The 14,375-nt window shown below is 64.6% G+C and carries 25 protein-coding genes; 6 read left to right on the top strand and 19 right to left on the bottom strand.

From position 1 onward, the window contains the following. Positions 1–7: 7 nt before the first annotated feature. From K8P63_RS14820 to K8P63_RS14840, 5 genes are all read right to left on the bottom strand, one after another. Entirely contained in the window at positions 8–184 is a 177-nt protein-coding gene (locus K8P63_RS14820) for a hypothetical protein (RefSeq protein WP_223796790.1), read from the bottom strand. Positions 185–760: 576 nt separating this feature from the next. Beyond that, entirely contained in the window at positions 761–1,111 is a 351-nt protein-coding gene (locus tag K8P63_RS14825) for an arsenate reductase (protein ID WP_223796791.1), read from the bottom strand. Positions 1,112–1,200: 89 nt separating this feature from the next. Continuing rightward, a complete protein-coding gene (locus tag K8P63_RS14830; protein ID WP_223796792.1) occupies positions 1,201–1,596 on the bottom strand; it encodes a DUF2497 domain-containing protein in 396 nt (131 codons plus the stop codon). 16 nt (positions 1,597–1,612) lie between these two features. Continuing rightward, positions 1,613–3,100, bottom strand: a complete 1,488-nt coding sequence (locus K8P63_RS14835; protein WP_223796793.1) for a TolC family outer membrane protein — start codon at positions 3,098–3,100, stop codon at positions 1,613–1,615. Positions 3,101–3,123: 23 nt separating this feature from the next. Then, positions 3,124–3,741, bottom strand: coding sequence for a protein-L-isoaspartate O-methyltransferase family protein (locus K8P63_RS14840; protein WP_223799840.1), 618 nt, complete (start codon positions 3,739–3,741; stop codon positions 3,124–3,126). 444 nt (positions 3,742–4,185) lie between these two features. On the opposite strand from K8P63_RS14840, the gene K8P63_RS14845 reads away from it, so the two are divergent. After that, entirely contained in the window at positions 4,186–4,455 is a 270-nt protein-coding gene (locus K8P63_RS14845) for a hypothetical protein (RefSeq protein ID WP_223796794.1), read from the top strand. Here K8P63_RS14845 and K8P63_RS14850 read toward each other — a convergent pair. Genes K8P63_RS14850 through K8P63_RS14860 form a run of 3 tightly spaced genes read right to left on the bottom strand, consistent with a single transcriptional unit; the run spans position 4,452 to position 5,777 of the window. Then, complete coding sequence (locus tag K8P63_RS14850; protein ID WP_223796795.1) at positions 4,452–4,940, bottom strand: tyrosine-type recombinase/integrase; 489 nt, start codon at positions 4,938–4,940, stop codon at positions 4,452–4,454. The genes K8P63_RS14845 and K8P63_RS14850 overlap by 4 nt on opposite strands. Then, a complete protein-coding gene (locus K8P63_RS14855; RefSeq protein ID WP_223796796.1) occupies positions 4,931–5,491 on the bottom strand; it encodes a hypothetical protein in 561 nt (186 codons plus the stop codon). The genes K8P63_RS14850 and K8P63_RS14855 overlap by 10 nt, the downstream gene beginning before the upstream one ends. Continuing rightward, on the bottom strand, positions 5,478–5,777 hold the full coding sequence (locus K8P63_RS14860; RefSeq protein ID WP_223796797.1) for a helix-turn-helix domain-containing protein: 300 nt from the start codon (positions 5,775–5,777) through the stop codon (positions 5,478–5,480). The genes K8P63_RS14855 and K8P63_RS14860 overlap by 14 nt, the downstream gene beginning before the upstream one ends. A 55-nt stretch (positions 5,778–5,832) precedes the next feature. On the opposite strand from K8P63_RS14860, the gene K8P63_RS20800 reads away from it, so the two are divergent. Then, on the top strand, positions 5,833–5,967 hold the full coding sequence (locus K8P63_RS20800) for a hypothetical protein (protein ID WP_263282641.1): 135 nt from the start codon (positions 5,833–5,835) through the stop codon (positions 5,965–5,967). A 3-nt stretch (positions 5,968–5,970) separates the two neighbouring features. Further along, on the top strand, positions 5,971–6,207 hold the full coding sequence (locus K8P63_RS14865) for a hypothetical protein (RefSeq protein ID WP_223796798.1): 237 nt from the start codon (positions 5,971–5,973) through the stop codon (positions 6,205–6,207). Between the two features lie 135 nt (positions 6,208–6,342). Here K8P63_RS14865 and K8P63_RS14870 read toward each other — a convergent pair whose 3' ends face one another. From K8P63_RS14870 to K8P63_RS14905, 9 genes are all read right to left on the bottom strand, one after another. After that, positions 6,343–6,687: a hypothetical protein gene (locus K8P63_RS14870; RefSeq protein WP_223796799.1), complete on the bottom strand. Its 345-nt coding sequence runs from the start codon at positions 6,685–6,687 to the stop codon at positions 6,343–6,345. Further along, positions 6,684–7,574 carry a hypothetical protein gene (locus K8P63_RS14875; RefSeq protein WP_223796800.1) on the bottom strand — a complete coding sequence of 297 codons (891 nt, stop codon included), beginning with the start codon at positions 7,572–7,574 and terminating at the stop codon, positions 6,684–6,686. Before K8P63_RS14875 ends, K8P63_RS14870 begins: the two co-directional genes overlap by 4 nt. Beyond that, positions 7,571–8,242, bottom strand: a complete 672-nt coding sequence (locus K8P63_RS14880) for a hypothetical protein (protein WP_223796801.1) — start codon at positions 8,240–8,242, stop codon at positions 7,571–7,573. Before K8P63_RS14880 ends, K8P63_RS14875 begins: the two co-directional genes overlap by 4 nt. Next, positions 8,235–8,513 (bottom strand): hypothetical protein, encoded by a 279-nt coding sequence (locus K8P63_RS14885; protein WP_223796802.1) that lies wholly within the window; start codon positions 8,511–8,513, stop codon positions 8,235–8,237. The genes K8P63_RS14880 and K8P63_RS14885 overlap by 8 nt, the downstream gene beginning before the upstream one ends. After that, complete coding sequence (locus K8P63_RS14890; RefSeq protein WP_223796803.1) at positions 8,501–9,169, bottom strand: hypothetical protein; 669 nt, start codon at positions 9,167–9,169, stop codon at positions 8,501–8,503. The genes K8P63_RS14885 and K8P63_RS14890 overlap by 13 nt, the downstream gene beginning before the upstream one ends. Continuing rightward, a complete protein-coding gene (locus K8P63_RS14895; RefSeq protein WP_223796804.1) occupies positions 9,166–9,555 on the bottom strand; it encodes a hypothetical protein in 390 nt (129 codons plus the stop codon). The genes K8P63_RS14890 and K8P63_RS14895 overlap by 4 nt, the downstream gene beginning before the upstream one ends. 162 nt (positions 9,556–9,717) lie before the next feature. Continuing rightward, positions 9,718–9,843: a hypothetical protein gene (locus K8P63_RS20805; protein ID WP_263282642.1), complete on the bottom strand. Its 126-nt coding sequence runs from the start codon at positions 9,841–9,843 to the stop codon at positions 9,718–9,720. After that, positions 9,836–10,006, bottom strand: a complete 171-nt coding sequence (locus tag K8P63_RS14900; RefSeq protein ID WP_223796805.1) for a hypothetical protein — start codon at positions 10,004–10,006, stop codon at positions 9,836–9,838. Before K8P63_RS14900 ends, K8P63_RS20805 begins: the two co-directional genes overlap by 8 nt. A 188-nt stretch (positions 10,007–10,194) precedes the next feature. Beyond that, complete coding sequence (locus tag K8P63_RS14905; protein WP_223796806.1) at positions 10,195–10,593, bottom strand: HIRAN domain-containing protein; 399 nt, start codon at positions 10,591–10,593, stop codon at positions 10,195–10,197. On the opposite strand from K8P63_RS14905, the gene K8P63_RS14910 reads away from it, so the two are divergent. Further along, complete coding sequence (locus K8P63_RS14910; protein ID WP_223796807.1) at positions 10,586–11,428, top strand: DUF5131 family protein; 843 nt, start codon at positions 10,586–10,588, stop codon at positions 11,426–11,428. The genes K8P63_RS14905 and K8P63_RS14910 overlap by 8 nt on opposite strands. On the opposite strand, the gene tcmP is transcribed toward K8P63_RS14910, so the two are convergent. Both tcmP and K8P63_RS14920 read right to left on the bottom strand, forming a co-directional pair. Next, positions 11,425–12,330, bottom strand: a complete 906-nt coding sequence (gene tcmP / locus K8P63_RS14915) for a three-Cys-motif partner protein TcmP (protein WP_223796808.1) — start codon at positions 12,328–12,330, stop codon at positions 11,425–11,427. The two genes, K8P63_RS14910 and tcmP, sit on opposite strands and share 4 nt — an antisense overlap. A 24-nt stretch (positions 12,331–12,354) precedes the next feature. Beyond that, positions 12,355–13,113 (bottom strand): XRE family transcriptional regulator, encoded by a 759-nt coding sequence (locus tag K8P63_RS14920; RefSeq protein ID WP_223796809.1) that lies wholly within the window; start codon positions 13,111–13,113, stop codon positions 12,355–12,357. Here K8P63_RS14920 and K8P63_RS14925 point away from each other — a divergent pair. Together K8P63_RS14925 and K8P63_RS14930 are read left to right on the top strand one after the other, a co-directional pair. Further along, positions 13,112–13,318: a helix-turn-helix domain-containing protein gene (locus K8P63_RS14925; RefSeq protein WP_223796810.1), complete on the top strand. Its 207-nt coding sequence runs from the start codon at positions 13,112–13,114 to the stop codon at positions 13,316–13,318. The two genes, K8P63_RS14920 and K8P63_RS14925, sit on opposite strands and share 2 nt — an antisense overlap. A gap of 535 nt (positions 13,319–13,853) precedes the next feature. Continuing rightward, complete coding sequence (locus K8P63_RS14930; protein ID WP_223796811.1) at positions 13,854–14,360, top strand: hypothetical protein; 507 nt, start codon at positions 13,854–13,856, stop codon at positions 14,358–14,360. Positions 14,361–14,375: the final 15 nt, after the last annotated feature.

Raw genomic sequence — 14,375 nt, forward strand, 5'->3', positions numbered from 1 at the left:
GACAGGATCAGGACTTGCCGCGCAGCGTGTTGATCAGCGCGATGCCGATCACGCCGGCCAAAGTGGCGCTCGCCCACGGGCGCGCCTTGGCGAACGCCTTGGCCTGATCGATCAGCGGGCCGACGCCGGGCACGTTGCTGTTCGGCGTGGCGGCGGTGGTCGTGGTGTCGGGGTTGGTGCTCATCGGTCGCTCCTGTCGGATGGATTCGTGGGCAGAACGATCGGCGCGGCGGCTGGTGCCCCGCTATGATGTCTTCCCCTCCGTCATCCCCGCGCAGGCGGGGATCCATTCGCCGAGCGGTCACTCAGGACGAGGGCCGGCGGCGCAAGCGGATTCCCGCCTCCGCGGGAATGACGAAGTGGTCGCATCCAGTCGAATCCCTAGATTTTCCCGTCGTAGAGGATCGCGTTCACGCGGCTCTGATAAAGCCTAAGTCGAAGCTAGGTCATGACCGCATTTTGAGCAGCATCTTCGCGGCCACGGGTGACTTATTCCGATAAAGCCCAAGCGCGTCGTAAACGGAGAAGTGCCGCATTCAGGACAGCGAAACAGCCATAATGAAGCAGCACCATGTGCGAGCCAGAAAATAATACCCGGCAACGCTCCGGACAGCCCCCAACGAATGAACGGCCAGAAGAGCCACAACGGTGAACTTATGAACACAAGCATGGTCCAAGCCATGAACAACCATGATTTTCGGTAAAGGGTCATTGCTTGAACTTGGCTCTGAAGCAGCATCGTCAGCGTCCACACATCCCACTAGGCTTCAAGCGCCGCCTCCCACTCCTCAGGTTTGAACCCAACGAGTAGCCCGCCATCATATTCGACAATTGGGCGCTTGATGGTGCTTGGCTGCTCGGCCATCAGCTCGACAGCCTTCTGCCCCTCCAGCGCAGCCTTAACGTCGTCGGGCAGCTTCTTGTAGGTTGTGCCTGCCTTGTTCAGCACTCGGCTCAATCCGGCCTGCTCTACCCAACCCGCTATCCGAGCGGCGTCCGCGCCCTGCTTCTTGTAGTCGTGGAAGGCATATTCGATGCCTCGATCCGCCAGCCACAGGCGTGACTTTTTGACGGTATCGCAGTTGGGGATGCCATAGAGGATGATGCTCATGCGGGCTTACCTATCACCGAAATCCGCAGAAAACAGGGTAATCCGGGCGGTCTGCTTTTGTCTGCAAGCTACAAGATCGCTCGCGAAAGCTAGCGCCCGACCACGCGCGCCACTTCGCGCGCGACGATCCGCTCGACCAGTTCGGGCAGATTGGCGTCGAGCCACGCCTTGAGCATCGGCCGCAGCATCTCGCGCACGAGCCCGTCGAGCGTATGCTCGTCGGCGCGCGGATCGACGCGGATCGCAGCGAGTTGCGCCAGCGCCGCCTTGCTCGCCTCGACGCTCGCGCCGGACAGCAGGTCTTCGCCCGGCTCGGCAGCTGTTGCTTCGGATGCCGGCACGTCGCCCAGTTCAAGCACGTCCTCGTCGGGCGTGGGCTCGATCGCGGCGGGCCGTCGCCCGGCGGCGGGCACCTCGGCATTGATGACGCGCTTGATCGAGGCGAGGATCGCTTCCATCGACTGATCGGGCGTGCCGTCGCTCATAAGCGGGGAATATTGCCTATCGCGGCGGCGGAGTCACGGGGATCCTGCCGGTCGTCGCCTCGGGCACGAGCGGCTGGACGTCGGCGTCGTCCGGGGTCGGCCCGCGCGTCGAGGTCGCCTTGGCGGAATAGTCGGGCCGCTCGCTCCATTCGCTGAGGCGGTTGCGCTCCTGCTGATAGTTCACCACCGGATCGTAGAGCGTGCCGCCGTCGAGCCCGAGGTCGCGCGCCTGCGCCTCCCCCATCGCGTTCAGCAATGCGAAGCCGGCGACATATTGGTCGTGCTGCGCGATGACGAGCTGGACCTGCGCATTGACCAGCTCCTGCTCGGCATTCAGCACCTCGATCACGGTACGGTTGCCGACGCTGTTCTCCGCGCGGACGCCCTCAAGCGCCAGCGTGTTGGCAGACACCGCCTGCTGGTTGCCGACGATCGATTCGCCTGCCGCCTTGAACACCGCGAAGGCGGCGCGGACGTTGGCGATCATCTGCCGCTCGACATCGACCTGCTGCTCGATCGCCTGGCTCTGCGTGGCCTGCGCCTGGCGGACGCGCGCGCCCACCAGCCCGCCCTGATAAAGCGGGATCGACAATTGCACGCCGACCGAATTGGCCGACGCCACCTGATCGAACTGGTTGTTCTGCGAGGGGCTGAAGCCCGACGCCTGCGCGCGCGTGCCGAGATAATTGTTGTACGACGTACCACCGACCGCCGAGAAGATCGGCATGCGCGCCGCCCGTTGCGTGCGGACGTCATAGCCGCTCGCCTTGGTCAGCGCGGCGGCCGACTGGATCGAGGGGCTCTTCTGCAGGCCGATCTCGACCGCGGCGTCGGACGATGCGGGCAGCTTGGGCAATGGCGGCGGCGGATCGAGCTTGTCCGGCCAGCTGCCGACGATGCGGCGATAGGTCTCGCGGCTCGCGGTGAGGTTGCCCTGCGCCGTCGCCAGCGTGCTGCGCGCGAGGCTGAGCCGCGCCTCGCTTTGCGCCACGTCGGTGCGGGTGAGGTCGCCCACCTGGAAGCGGTCGCGGCTCGCCTGCAGGTTCGTCTCCAGCACGCGCACCTGCTTGACGTTGAGCTGGACGATCGACTGGTCGCGGATCACGTCCATGTATGCCTGCACGGTCTGCGTGAAGGTGTTGCCCTCGACCGTCTGCAGGTCGGCCCGGCCGGAAACGACGCGCGCCTCGGCCGCATTGATCGCATTCTTGACGCGACCGCCCTGGAACAGGGGATAGGACAGGTTGACGCCGCCGGTGAAGACGCGGCCGCCATTGGTGAGCGTGGTGATGCCGTTGGTGCTCTGCGTCACGCCGACGGTGCCCGTCACCTGCACTCGCGACTGCGCCTTGGCGATGGGCACATATTCGTCCACCGCCTGCTGCTGCGCGCGCGCGGCGGTGAGCGTCGGATTGGTGCCATAGGCCTGCACGAACGCGTCGCGCAGCGTCGTCGCATCAGCCGGCGCGGCGATCAACGCCGCTCCGGTCAAAAGATAGCGCATCCCCCCTCCCCCTTGATCGATGGCTAGAAGCGGAAGCCGGGCGGTCTCGCGAAGCCCGGCAGCACCGGCACCTCGGCATCGGCGAAGCAGGCCATCGCGAACGACGACCCGGCCTTGCGGCCGATGGCGAGACGGGTGACGCCGTTCTCGACGATGCCGGCGGCGATACGGCCATCCTCGGCCAGCTGCGCGACAATCGCGTCGGGCACATGCTCGACCGCGCCGTCGAACAGGATCACGTCATAGGGCGCGGCGTTCGGCCAGCCGGCGACAAGCGGCCCCTGCGCGATCGTGACGGTGGCGGGAAGCGGCGCGGATGCCATCAGCGCCGGTTCTTCCTCCAGCGCGACGACGCCCGCGGCGAGCTGCGCCAGCACCGCGGCGGCATAGCCGGTGGCGGCGCCGACCACGAGCACGCGGTCGGTCGGGCGCACGCGCGCCTCGGTCAGCAGCCGACCGAGCACCATCGGCGTCGGCAGCGCGCGGCCATGCCCCAGCGGCAGGCTCGCATCGATATAGGCCAGCGGCGCCTGCGCGGCCGGGACGAACGCCTCACGCGGGACCGCGCCCATCGCGGTCACCACGCGCACATCGTTCACTGCGGTGGTCCGGAGCTGGCTCGCCACCATCGCCCGGCGCATTTGCTCGAAATTCTGCTCGGTCACGTCTCGCCCTTTCCCGGTGTCTTATACATACAAGACACCATCTGCCTTGGCAACGTCTATCGCGCGGCCCGCCCAGCGCCAAGGCGGATCGTCGCATGACGTGAACAGCATGATCCGTGCCAGCCGGATGCGGCACCGCCGCCACAGCCGGCCGGCCGTGGGTCGTGTCCGCGAGCGAACAGCGCCACCGCTAGATCGTCCGGAAACGAACATCATCGCAGCGATCGTTTGACAATGGTCGCAAAGCCTCGCAATTGCCGCCGGCCCCGCTGGCCCGATGGCGGAGTGGTTACGCAGAGGACTGCAAATCCTCGCATTGTACCCGAAAACTGCGGCGGTTCGCTCGGTTCGGTCTCTGTTCGTGCCACCAGATATCAGGGGGTTAGGGGGCAGGGTGCGAACTCTGCGGGAGTCCTCAAGGTGGCCGTTGAAGCGAGCTTCATCGACTTCGATTTCGTTCTATCGTTCGATACAACTATCATTCCCGATTGGGCATGGCGCGTAGACGGCAAAGGCCGTGCCACCAGAGCGGCCATCGAGCAGCTGCATGGGGCGATCCCCCCGTCGGTCACGCTCGCAGACGCTTTCGAGCGGGTTGCGTCCGAGATCAGGATCGCCGCCTGCGATAAGGCGAGGCTGATGAATGGAGCTTTCGAGTCCCCCCTGATTGTTGATGTCGGCGACGTCTAAGCCTCCACCGCCTCCATCTTCTGCATGGCCGCCTTGGCGCGCAATCGCTGCGACGCGTACTTCAAGGCCATCTTGAAGGTCTGGTGTCCAAGCACCGATTCGATCTCGGCGACGGTGCAGCCCGCCTCCTCCATCCGCGATCCTGCCGCATAGCGCAGCCCGTGCATCGAGCGATTCGCCGGCATACCCTCGGTCGCCGCGACCGCCGTCCGCAACGCCTGGCTCAGGCTGTTCTCGGTGAACGCCTTCCCCGCCGCCGTCGTGCAGATCACAACGCCTCGCCGCTTCAGCCCGTCGAGGTGCTTCCGCAGCTCCGTGTGGCAGGCGATGTCCAGCAGCGCGCTCGTCTTCGACTGGCGCACGCGGACGATATCCCCCTGAAACTGCTTCCACGTCATGTGGACTACGTCCTTCCGGCGCTGGCCAGTATAGAGCGCGATCAGGATGGGCGTGCGCAGATGCGCAGCACAGCCCCTCAGGAACATCTCGACCTCGGCGTCGGACCGACGACGATCTCGCGCGCGCCGCCCTTCGATTTCAGCCGCTTGATCGACTTCGCCGGGTTGAAGCCTGCCGGCACCAGATCCTGCTCGTCCGCCCAGCTGTAGAGCCGCGACATCATCTGCTTGATCTTGTGCGCCTTCCGAATCGTGGCGGAATGGTCGTCGCGCACGGCCTTGAGGATGGCCCGCGTCGCGAGCGCGAACTGAACCTCGCCCAGTTCCTCCTCGAGCAGGATGAGCGTGCGCTGGTAGTCGCGCTGCGTGTCGTCGGCGAGCGCCTTGAACTCCGCGCTCTTCTGGTAGCGCCCGATGAGCCACACGAAGCTCTTGTTGCTCGGCGCCTTGATCTGGCCGCGCCGCTCGACGGCCGCGACCAGCTCAGCATAGCGCGCGATAAAGGCCGGCTGCCGCGGCTGCAGGCTCGAATGCAGCTTCGGATCGTGGGGCAGAGCGACGTCGCCGGTCAGCTTGTGCCGGAACCGCCAATATTTGCCCTTGGCGATGTAGGTGTAGCGCAGATCAGTTCCGGCCACTGCGCTTCTTCCTCCGCTCGAAGAACGCCTGCTCCTCGGCTGCGATCGCTGCAGCATCCGTCGGCTCGGCCGGCACGGCGGCCTCCGCCTGCTCGCCCATACGATCGACGAAGCGGTCGAGGTCGCGAATGTCATACAGCACGCGCCGGCCGATCCCCTTCGACGGGATCGTCAGGGTCGCGAGCGTCGTTCGGCTGATGCCGAGATATTCGGCAGCATCGTCAGCGGACAGCAGCCGACCCCAACGGACCCGAGGCGAGTGATCGAGCTTAGCCAGCGCGCCCATGGCACCTCCTTTCCCGCTCGCGCGTTAAACCTCCAACCCGCAACAGGAGCTGGCCATGAGCGATGAGCAAGAGAAGCCGGACGAAATGAAGCCGGCGAAGCCCGAAGATGCAGCGAAGCCGCGTGGCAATGTCACCGATCGCGAAGACGACGAACGGCAGACGGATACCGTGCCGCCACACCCGAATTGATCCATGGCCGCCGACGACCGCCCCTCCCCCGACGAGCTGCGCGCGCTGATCGTTGAGATCTTGGAAAGCACCACGAACGATGACGGCTGGCACGCGATAGTAGGCCCCGTCCAAACCGTTCCGGAGCTTGGCCAAAAAACCAATTGGCGTATTGATGCTTGCGGATCGCCGGCTGATCGGTCCGCCTTTTTGCGAGCCGTGGCAACGGTCAGGGGCCTGCACCCCTATGCGAAAGGATGAGACGGCACGGATGCACCGAATAGACCTGCGAGGGGCGGCCTTCGTGCTGCTGCTGGTGCTGATCGTAGCCGCGACCATGGCGCTCGTCGGGCACCACGCGGCAGGGGTCGCCTTCTCAGAATAGGGCCTGCCCATCTATTCCTCCCCCGCTGGCGTCACGGGGAGGGCGGCGCGCCGCTCGTTCCCAAGAGCGATCTGCCTCTCTATCAGACTGTCGCGTCCGATTCCTGCTATCGCCATTCCGAAACAGCAAAGCTGGCACCAGCGAAAGCGCATCAGGTCACCATCGTAAACCTCGGCACGGACGCGGTTGCGGATGCCCGGTTCACAATCGCCAGCACAGGTCTGACAGGTGCCGCCCTTGCGGTTGGTGACCATCTTGTCGGACAGGATGCGGTCACTGTAGCCCGAGCCGCCGTCATCACCAGCGAACGGATCATCGGCGAGGCATTCGGCTTCCCAACGGAACGAGCCGCTCACTTTCCGCTCTCCCGCGTCACGGGGAGGGCTCGGAGGGCGGCGGCAAGCTCAATGAAATCGGCGGTCCACATCGTGTGCTGTTTCTGAGTTCCGAAGTGAGACCCGAGATAAAGCTCGCCGGTGCCATCGCGGCCTTCGATCGCTTCAAGATATGTCGGCCGCCCGTCTTCTCCATTGATCGGGCTGGCCAACTCAGCAAACGGCCGAGCCGCGCTAATCAGCCGCTCAACCCGCGCCCGCTCAATGGGAGGCGAGGCTGCCGGGGCAGCGGCGTCGAGTTGGTTTTTGGACCAAAGCAGCCCCGTGTCCCGATTGCCGAACTGCTCAATTACCTGCCGGAATTGATGAACGATCCAAGACGGCCGATTGATGCCTGAATAGCCGCCAAGATTGTTACCTTTCAGGTCGCGCCACAGTTCCTCAGCTTGCTTGAGCAAATCCTTGGTTTCGTCCTTCGTCAGCAACTGCGGGTATGGGCGACCTCCTTCGGCGGTTGACGCTTCCCACGACACGGCTGGCGGGGTGGAGAGGATATCAATCGCGGCTAAGTCGGCAGTATCCAACGAGCCCCCGAACGGCTCAGGCTGGACACCCTCGCGGCAATAGCCCCGAATTATTTTTGCGACGCGCTCCACCTCCGCCCCGTCAGGCGCAGCGGTCGGCACTGCGTCCCCATCGATCAGCTTAGCGCCGCACTTAAGGCACGAAGTTCCTCGCCGTTCCACCTTCCAATGGTGCCCACATGTCTCTGCGTCAGGCGCAGCGGTCGGGCGGGAGAGGGTGACGCACCCATTGGCGTGCATAGTGAAGCCCAGATATTCATCATATTCACCGCCGCAGTATTGGCACTCCCGCGCCTCAGCGGTCGGGCTGGTGGTGTCGGTCATGCTGGGATCCGATCGATATTGCCGTGCACGACCCGGAAGGTCAGCGCGACGACGAAGGGGTTAGCGTCCCAGCTGTCGGGGCCGTGAAGATGCTGCCAAATGCCGGCGAAGCCGCAGCGAAAGGTGCCGGCCACATCGTCCTCGAACCAATGGCCTTCGCCGTCCCACGACAGCTTGGCGACCCCCTCGGCCTGCGCGTCCGCCTCGCTGATGCCCTGCAGCCGCTCGACCTTCACGCCCTCGACGATCAGCGTCAGGCGGGAAAACTCGCGCGGCATGTGGATCGACGGCCAGAACTTGGTGCCCGCGTCAGCCTTGTCGGTCGCGCGATAGATCGGATGGCCGTTGCTGTGCGCGGCCATGCGGGCCTGCCCGATCGACCAAACGCCGACGCCGGTATGCGACCATGCCTCACGCACGTAGAGCCGATCGCCGATCCCGTACCGGATGCGCTGCGTCGTAAGGACGCCGGCTTTCTCGCTGCCGAGCGCCACACGGTGATGATCGTCGCCATCGACTTGCATGGCGGATACTGTGCAGAGAGTGCCCTTCTCATCGATCGGGAACAGCTCTGGCTGTGGGTTCAATATCCTCCGCGTCTGCGTCTTGCGCCCGTCGAGCAGCGCGCGCACCATGGGTGCCGAGAAGATGATGGGGCGGTCAGGCATGAGTGGCTTTCAAGATGGAAAACGGGACGGCTTCTTTAAGACCGAGGCCGTCTTCAGCGCTCGGGCTCTCGGGATCCTTCTGGAGGGTGGACTTCTGCACCACCTCCCTCACGGGGAATGGGCGGCGAAAAAGCTGCGAGAGCTCTGCGACGAGTGGGAGAGAGACAATCCCGCGCCAAAGACACCGGCCGAGAAGGCGGACATCGATTTCGTCCACTCGCGGATCAAACTCTGACTCGCCGATCAAGGTGATGCTCATCAGCGGGCGCATGACCGCCCCCGCTGCTCGGCGAGCCACTCGGCGATGCGCGGCCATGCCGCCTCGATCTCGCGCCAGGTGGGCCACCGCTTGTTCTGCAGCTTGAACTGGCTGGGCCAGCCGACGACCTTCATGAAGTCGGGCTGCTCGGCGCGACGGACCGCGACGCCGGTGGCAAAATAGGGCTCGACCGCCTCGGGGATCGGCGCGCCCTGCCCCTGCTCACGCCACCGATACCGGAATGCGCCGGCGGGCAGCTCGATCACCGCGGGCAGCGTGAGGAAGACCGGCTTCTCATAGAGGGCCTCGGTCATGTCGACGACGACGCGATCCTGCGGCGCCGCGAGGCCGTAGCGCTTCAGCACTTCCATGTCGGCCGCCGGGAAACGCTCGCGCAGATCGGCCAGCAGTCGCGCTGCCACCGCATCGGTCCAGAGCTGCGGCAGCTGCGCAGCGCGCCACTCGGCATAGGCGCGGCGCGCGATCTGCACGAGCAGCGGGCCATCGACGGTCGTGCGATAGGTCGCGCGCGCCGAGGGGATCGGTAGGCCGGCCGGCCCGACTGCCATCGGCGAGCGCCGCGCCTGATACGCCTCCTCGGCGTACCCGGTCGGCGTGATCCGTGGCGCGGCGTTGAGCTCCGCTTGCGTGATGGCGCGGCGGCTCATGCCCCCTCGCCTTCCCGCGCGCGCTTCCACTTCGCACCCATGACGGTGCCGTCGAGCCAGTAACGCCAGAGATCGGCGGCGCTCTCGAGCGCGTTGATTCCCCACTTCGCTTCGAACGGACCCCAGCCCAGCTGGCCGGTCTGCTCCGCGTGCGCGCCGTCGCACATCGGGACGGCGTGGCGGTCCGAGACCTTCGTGCCGACGCCTTTATCCCCAGCATAATCCACATGGCATGCGCGGACCCTGCCGCGGCATTCGTGGCCGCGCTTGTCGAGCAGCAGGCACGAGCGACCCCGGACCCACTGCAGGAACGGCGGGCACCGCTTGATGTCGTCGGCGCGGTGGCTGTTCTGCCGGCGGGGGCGGGTGGACTTACGGGCGAGCATCGGCCGCCTCCCCTGCCCTGGTGACCCCAGCAGCCTCGAAGCTGGGATCACGGTTGACCGACGCGCGGGAGGGGCAAGGCGCGTCCGAGGTAGGCGGAATGGAGGAGCGGGCGACGATCGGGATCTGCCGACCGCGCGCGAGCAGGAGCGAGATGGCGTCGGTCACGGCGTCACCCACAGGATCGCGAGGAAAAACCCCAACAGGGGAAGCCAGAGGACAAGCGCCCAGAGGACGATCGGGCGCAGCCGGATGACGCGCGTCGCGGGAATGAGCCGGGTCTCACGCATCGACGTGGACCCCACCGGCGGCGCGTACCGCGTCCCAGCGCAGGGCAACGGCATAAGCCTGGCCGGGCGTATCACCGGTGCCCGAGAAGTAGCGGCCGTCGATGTCCTTCCAGCTCACCGAGTAGAAATCGCCGGAGCGACCCCGCTGGTATTCCAGGCTCACGCGCTGACCACCAAGGCGGCAGAGCACCGGCCCTAGCCGGTCAAGTTCAGCGATGTCGGCAGCAGATGCCACGGCGAGACCCCATCGAAGAGGCCGGGTCTGCGCTTGCGGCTCACCGGCTGATGGGGCTTATGTGCCCTGTCTGGGCATATTGCGTCAAGCGCAAAATGTGCCCCTATTGGGCACCATCATTCGTCGGGATATATCTCGTCTGGGTAGAAGTCGACCTCTCGATTCGCCGTCTCTCGCTCGCGCGGCGCCGGTAGCGCCGGCTCCTCGCCATCGAACGCGACGCGGATCACGGCTCCGTAGCTGGTCGGCTCCTGAAACACCGCGCGGATCTCGCGCCCCTGCCCCAGCATGCCGCCGATCCATGGCGCACGCTCAGCGGTAAGATAGCCCATCTGCATACCCTCTCGGTTGAGGACCATGACGGCGTGCGGGTCGGCGGGGTTCTTGGGCTCGGGCACCAGTTCGACCGTATCGCCGGGGCGACAAAGCTGGATGGCGAAGGCGCGCGTCGGCGCGCCCTTCTTGTTCGAATGCGCTGCGCCCACGACGGCGAGCGATAGAGCGGCAATGGGCATCGCCCTCCGTTCATCCCATTTGCTAAGCAAGACACGGTTGAAGGCTGGCGTTGCCGATTCGTTCTGGATATTATTGAATATGGCCGAGACGTCAATCGAGTGGACCGACGTGACTTGGAACCCCGTCGCGGGTTGCACGATCGCTACCGCCGGTTGCACTAATTGCTATGCCATGCGGATGGCCGCTAGGCTTGAGGCGATGGGCACGGCAAAGTACCAAGGACTGACAAGAAAGACAGGCGATCGATACGTCTGGACCGGCAAGGTAATCACAGACGAGAAGGCGCTTGCCGCTCCTTTCGCCTGGCGTGCTCCGCGCATCGTATTCGTCAACAGTATGTCCGATCTGTTTCATGACGAGGTGCCGACTGCCTTCATCGCGAAGGTCTGGGCCGTGATGCGAGCCACCCCGAAGCACACCTACCAAATCCTAACGAAACGACCGGAGCGGATGCGCGTCGTGCTCTCAGGGCCGGAATTCACTCCGCTGCCAAACGTTTGGATCGGGACTAGCGTGGAAGACGCCGCCGTCCTCCATCGCATTGACGATCTCCGGGCAACGCCTGCGGCGGTCCGCTTCATCTCGTTCGAGCCTCTGATAGGCAGCGTAGCTGAGGCAGATTTAGATGGAATAGATTGGGCGATTGTTGGAGGCGAAAGTGGGCCTCGATCTCGCGCCATGCCGGAAGAATGGGTTGAGGAGATCGAAGAACTCTGTCGCGATACCGGGACAGCATTCTTCTTCAAGCAATGGGGCGGCCGCAATAAGAAGGCTGCGGGCCGATTGTTTCGAGGGCGGACATTCGATGAGATGCCTGCGCCTGCCGCGGCTTAGCCAAAGCTCTTTCGCAGCCATGCCACCCCTTTGCTGATGAGACCGATTGCAGCATTGCTTTCGCTGTTGCTGAGGCAAATCAGCGAAAAGACGTGGCCTCGGCCCTTTGCGGAAAGCCGGGTAGGCGGTGCGACGTATCGGAATATCTTTCCGAACTGCCTTAGACCATAAGTTTCGACCTGCGATTTGGTGATGGTCTTAACAGACCACCGAATTTCCTCTTCAAATAAGCCGGGGGAACTCACCTCCTTATACAGGTCTCCGCGCCATTCTTTCGTGCCGAAAATCTCGTCTAGTTTTAGCTGCTTGGCCCTATCAACCTTTTCCAGGCGATCCGATAGTTGGCGGTTGATTCCCTCGACCGGGAACAGATACCAAACGTCTGCAGACCCGCTTTTCGCCAACTCCTCGAGCGTATCCCATTGAACGCTCATTCCGTACGGATCTAAGAAGACGACTGCTCTATGCCCCCCTCGGCCGCCCGGCTGCTTGGACCATGGAGGCGCCTGAAACATGGCCTTCAAGGTCTTGTTCGCTTCCCCATGCAGGCATTCGATGTCGCGGTCGGGATACTCGATTCTTAGTTGATCCAAGTCGGCGAAGCGCCCGGCGTCACCCTCGATGAACACCAGCTTGTGAAAGGGCGGTTCGACGTTGAGCGCGCGGCGGGCCGAGCCGGCCAGTTCCACTTCTTCGACGCTCGCAGGCCTGTTCTCGAAAATCCCACCGGTGATTATCTCGGTCGTTCGGCTTCCGCTTCCGGCAAAGGCGTCAACGTACCAGAGTTTAAATGGGCGCTCTTTGCTTGGAGCCGCCTTAAGAACGTCGGTGTAATATCGCAGATAGCCCTCGACTACATCGAGCTTTAACTCGGTCCACGCTCCACCGTATCGATGCGGCACGCTAATGGCACCGTCCGGCAGCGATCACTTCCTTTTTCCCACGAACACCACCCGCCCGACGATGTTCACGAAGTCGATCGGCTCCTCGTCGACCGGCACTGATGGGTTGTCCGACAGGATCACGAACCGATCGCCCTTCACCCTCAGCCGCTTAATCGAAGCGGTGTCGCCGACGGTGAAGGCCCAGAGCGCATCCTGCTCGTCGACGCGGCGCTTGGAGCGGTCGAGCAGAATCAGGTCTCCGTCGTCGATCGTCGGCCCCATCGAATCGCCGCGAGCGCGCGCCCAGGTGAGCAGCCCCGCCGGCGTCGGCGAGATCGCCTCCATCCACACTTTGGGAAACTGGAGCACGTCGACCTGCACGGCCTGATCGGTGAACGTAGCGCCGAGGCCCCACGGCAAATCGATGTTCTGGACGCCGACCATTCCGATCTCGGAATCGTCATCCACTACCGGCCCCTTGCTGGCGGGCGGCCGGGCGTCGCTAGTCGGCCCCGCGAGCAGATCACGCTGCTCGACGTGGAGCGCTTCCGCGATTTTGCCGATCCACTTCGAATTGAGATCGCGGCCGCCGCGCTCGAGCTTGCCGAGCATGTTCAGAGTGGTGCCGATCTTCTCCGCGAGTTGGGTCTGCGACAACCCAGCCGCCTTGCGAAGCGCCGCAATGTTATTCTCGCTTGCCACAACGCGCTTGTGCCCGCCACGGGCATAACCGAATAGAGGACGTATAGGGCACAATTTTCGATTGCCCGATGTGCCCACATGGGGCATATCAAGCTCCATGACGCTTCTCGATCATCTCAAGTCCCGTCAAATCTCGGTGGCGGCTTTCGCCGCCAAGATCGACGAGGCCACCAACACGATTCGCAAGATCGCATATGGCCAGCGCCAGCCATCTCTAGCGCTGGCCGTGAAGATCAGCGCGGCGACTCGCGGCGACGTTGCGGAAGCCGACCTCCTGCTCCCCGCCCAGCAGGAGGCGGCATAGATGCTAAGCGTCGTTGTCCGAGCGCGGCGGGTTGGCTTCATTGATAAGCCGCTGGACCGCCCCAAGCGGGGTGTCGTCCTTAAGGACGATGAGGGCTCCGCACTTGCACGCGGCTGCTTTGTGCAGCCTGATCTGCTTGTACGCCACGTTGATGGCCGTCCCGCACTTGGGACAGTCCACCCGTGCCCGGATGTCGTCGAGTTCGCCCGCCATGTTGCTGAGATAGCACGCGTTGCATCGACGCGGGAGGCCCGATGACCTCTGCCGTTTCCCCCATTCCCACCGGCTTCGGTCGTGACCCCGACGGCAACGTCGCGTCCTTCCTGCCGGTCATCCCCATTGGAGCAGCCGACGCCCCCTTGCCCAAGCTCCAGCGCGCCGCGGGTACTGGACATATGCGCGGCGTGCACCCTCGCCTGGCCCGCTGTCCGGGCTGCTCCTGCGACATGACGCATCCGGCCGCGCGCTCCTGCGAGCGTGTCGGCTGCCCCGTTCGTCATCTCGTTCCGAACCATCATGCCGGGAGCAATGCCCGATGACCGCGCCGCAAATCCACGGCACGCGCCGGTCGTTCTCCGTTTCTGACGCCCTCGAAACGATCGGCGAGGATCTCGCGCGCATCCGCGAAGAGGACAAGCTGAGCTGGAAGGACGTCGGCCGGGTGCTCGGCAAAAGCGACGACCGTGCCGCCGACTATTCCAAGGCAGTCAGCGAGATGCCCGTCTCGGCATTCCTGCTCGGCCTCCGCGAATGGAACGGCCGCCTCGGCGCGCGTGTGCTGGCAATGATCGGCAAGCAGATCGGCCCGCTCGACGCGGCGGACATGTCGGACAACGAGCGGCTCTCGAAGCTGCTGCACCTCGCGCACCTGCTCTCGCTCGCGCTGCTCGACGACGGGATCGTCGACGATGACGAGCTCAAGGGCATCGGCGGCGCGATCCTCGACGAGGTCATCAGCGGCCTGATGGCGCTCCGGCGCCGCCTGGCCACGCTGCACGACGGCACCGTGCCCGCTCCGCTAAAGGCGGTCGGCACCGACTGAGGTTTTAACATCGCC

It is taken from the genome of Sphingomonas nostoxanthinifaciens (genome assembly GCF_019930585.1).
GTDB classification, from domain to species: domain Bacteria; phylum Pseudomonadota; class Alphaproteobacteria; order Sphingomonadales; family Sphingomonadaceae; genus Sphingomonas_I; species Sphingomonas_I nostoxanthinifaciens.